Annotated in this window: 3 protein-coding genes and 1 other RNA gene; 3 read left to right on the top strand and 1 reads right to left on the bottom strand. The window is 43.7% G+C overall.

Annotated elements, in window-relative coordinates:
• From aspS to WB217_RS11925, 3 genes are all read left to right on the top strand, one after another.
• Positions 1 to 989, top strand: a 989-nt coding sequence (gene aspS / locus WB217_RS11935) for an aspartate--tRNA ligase (RefSeq protein ID WP_423993443.1), incomplete at its 5' end; no start/stop codon positions are given.
• Positions 990 to 1,051: 62 nt separating this feature from the next.
• Positions 1,052 to 1,239: non-coding RNA, 6S RNA (ssrS, locus tag WB217_RS11930), on the top strand.
• A 187-nt stretch (positions 1,240 to 1,426) separates the two neighbouring features.
• On the top strand, positions 1,427 to 2,188 hold the full coding sequence (locus WB217_RS11925) for a tRNA threonylcarbamoyladenosine dehydratase (RefSeq protein WP_423993442.1): 762 nt from the start codon (positions 1,427 to 1,429) through the stop codon (positions 2,186 to 2,188).
• 53 nt (positions 2,189 to 2,241) lie between these two features.
• Here the strand turns inward: WB217_RS11925 and WB217_RS11920 are convergent.
• The coding region (locus WB217_RS11920; RefSeq protein WP_423993441.1) for a replication-associated recombination protein A at positions 2,242 to 3,451 on the bottom strand (1,210 nt) is incomplete at its 5' end.

The raw sequence follows: 3,451 nt of genomic DNA, 5'->3' as shown, positions 1-3,451 counted from the left end.
ATGTTAAATGTATCGATCTTCCAGCACAATTCCCGCGGATGAGTTTTGATGAAGCAATGGACAGATTCGGTTCTGACAAGCCAGACACCCGCTTCGGAATGGAACTGGTCGACCTTTCAGATACTGTAAAAGACTCTGGATTCAAGGTATTTGCTTCAGCAGTAGCAAACGGGGGCCAGGTTAAGGCGATTAATGTAAAGGGTGCAGCTGCTAACTATTCTCGTAAAGATATTGATGCACTTACTGAGTTTGCTGCTGTTTACGGTGCGAAAGGTCTTGCATGGCTTAAGGCTGAGGAGGATGGACTTAAAGGTCCTATCTCTAAATTCTTTGCCGAGGAAGACCAAGAGGCACTTAAAGCTAAGCTTGATGTCCAGGCTGGAGACCTGCTTCTGTTTGTTGCAGATAAGAAGAGCGTCGTTGCTGATGCACTTGGTGCATTGCGTCTGAAGCTAGGGAAAGAGCTTGACCTTATTGACCAAAGCAAGTTTAACTTCCTTTGGATTACGGACTGGCCGTTATTAGAGTTTGATGAGGAAGCAGACCGTTATTTCGCTGCCCACCATCCATTCACAATGCCGGTGCGCGAGGATCTTCCTTTGCTCGACAGCGATCCTGCTAAGGTAAAAGCTCAAGCGTATGACCTTGTATTGAATGGCTATGAATTAGGCGGCGGTTCATTGAGGATTTTCGAACGTGACATCCAGGAAAAAATGTTCTCTGTACTTGGCTTCACCAAGGAACAGGCTATTGAACAGTTCGGCTTCCTGCTTGAAGCATTCGAATATGGAACTCCACCACATGGCGGAATAGCCCTTGGCCTTGATAGAATGGTAATGCTCCTTGCAGGCAGAACGAACCTTCGCGATACAATCGCCTTCCCGAAAACAGCAAGTGCAAGCGACCTTCTTACAGATGCTCCTGGTGAGGTAAGCACTGCTCAGCTGGATGATCTTCACCTGGCATTGAATATTAAAAAAGACCAATAATATCCATTGTTCAATTCCTTGAACTTGATTCAAGGCTGTGTTATTATACTAACAACAGATGAAGAGTCCTGATGTGTTCGTTGTATAACCTGAAGTTTTGACCTAACATTTTTCCTTCGGGAGTCCGCGTTTTCGGGCCGCGTAAATGCCTCTGGCTAGAGGACTTACAGAAATCCGGAACAGGGCACCCACCTGCTGAGAGCGGGTTCAAGACGAAGGCAACCAACACGACGGCACGATTGGGACTCTTCCTACATAACTCAAGTTAAAACCATGCGAATCGCATGGTTTTTTTTTATAGGATTTTTTTTATCATGAAGATAGAACATAAATACTCTAATTCCTATAAAAATACTTGAAATTAAAGTAGAGTATGTTATATTCAAAAGCGGGTATAGATAGTAACATTAATTAAATCATGTTTGGAGTGAGTTTGAATGCTTCATCAATTTTCTAGAAATGAATTAGCCATCGGTAAAGAAGGCATTGATATAATGAAAAATAGTACAGTGGCGGTATTGGGAATCGGCGGTGTAGGCTCATTTGCAGCTGAAGCACTAGCGAGATCAGGAGTTGGCCGCCTGGTACTGGTTGACAAGGACGATGTAGACATTACCAATGTAAACAGGCAGCTTATCGCCTTGCTTTCAACGGTCGGCAAACCAAAGGTTGAAGTGATGCGTGACAGGATTAAAGATATTAATCCTGAATGTGAGGTAATTGATTTAAAGATGTTCTACACGGAAGAGACGTATGAACAATTCTTTAGCTATGGTCTTGATTTTGTAGTCGACGCTTCAGATACGATTTCTTATAAGATTCACCTCATTAAGGAATGTTTGAATCGCGGAATTCCAATGATTTCAAGTATGGGTGCTGCAAATAAGATGGATCCTACCCGTTTTATGATTGCGGATATTTTCAAGACCCACACGGATCCACTCGCAAAGGTGATTCGCACACGCTTAAGAAAAGAAGGGATTAAAAAGGGAATCCCGGTTGTTTTCTCCGATGAAAGCCCGATTGTAATCCGTGAAGATATACGTAAAGAGGTTGGCAATGATAATGCTGAAATACGTAAAGCGAAAATGCCGCCATCTTCAAATGCATTCGTACCTTCAGCTGCCGGACTGATCATGGCAAGCCATGTTGTAAGGGAGCTTTTAAAGGATATAAAGATTAAACGTGTAAATGATTAAGAAATAGAAGAAAGAACAAATATAAGCGGATGGGCGATTCAGAGCCCTTCCGCTTATTTTTTGCCTGTTATTTTCTCATAGATCATAGCAAGAGCCTGTTCGAACTTGCCAGTCTTTTTTGGCTTGTAATATATCTTGTTTTTAATTCTGTCTGGCAGATACTGCTGCTTTACCCATCCGCCCTCATAATCGTGTGGATAAAGATAGTCTACGCCTCTGCCCAGGTCTTTTGCTCCCTTATAATGGGCATCTCGTAAATGGTCAGGTACTTCGCCGCTGATGCCGGAGCGGATGTCTGCCAGTGCTGAGTCAATCGCGACAATTGCAGAATTTGATTTTGGAGATAGGCACAATTCTATCACAGCATTTGCCAGTGGGATTCTTGCCTCGGGGAAACCTACTCTTTCCGCAGCTTCGATTGCCGCCAGGGTCCTTTGTCCAGCCTGGGGGCTGGCAAGTCCAATATCCTCATAGGCAATGACCAAAAGCCGCCTGTTTATGCTCACAAGATCACCAGCTTCAATCAATCTTCCAAGGTAGTGTAGAGCGGCATTAACATCACTGCCTCGGATCGATTTTTGAAAACCCGATAGCACATCATAATGGGCGTCGCCATCTTTATCATGAGCGAGGCTTTTCTTCTGCATACACTCTTCGGCTGTTTCTTCATTAATAATGACTACTTCGTTTTCATCCGGTTCAGTAGACAGTACAGCAAGTTCAATAGCGTTCAAAGAACTTCGCACATCACCGCCAGAGGCAGTAGCGAAATGCGTAAGCGCCTCTTCTGTTATCGAGATATTTAAGCTTCCAAGGCCTCTTTCTTCATCTGAAATCGCTCTTTTTAAAGCTTCTTTTATATCATTTGGCTCGAGTGGCTTAAGCTCGAAAATCTGGCACCGACTCCGGATCGCTGGATTGATTGCATGATAAGGGTTGCTGGTAGTTGCCCCAATCAAAACAATCATTCCATTTTCAAGGTACGGAAGCAGGAAGTCCTGTTTGGCTTTATCTAAGCGATGTACTTCATCCAGCAGCAATATGACCTTTCCTGACATCTTTGCCTCTGCAGCAACGATTTCCATATCCTTTTTATTATTCGTTACAGCATTAAGTGTCCTGAACGCAAAATTCGTACTGCCGGCAATTGCGCTGGCAATCGATGTTTTCCCTATACCTGGCGGGCCGTATAAAATCATTGATGACAACTGCTTTGCCTTGACCATCCTATTTATAATTTTTCCTTCAGCTACCAGATGAGAC

The sequence above is a fragment of the Mesobacillus sp. genome, from assembly GCF_049588175.1.
GTDB lineage: Bacteria > Bacillota > Bacilli > Bacillales > Cytobacillaceae > Mesobacillus.
Note: the sequence above shows the minus strand (reverse complement) of the source record. Positions and strands in the feature narration are given on the sequence as shown.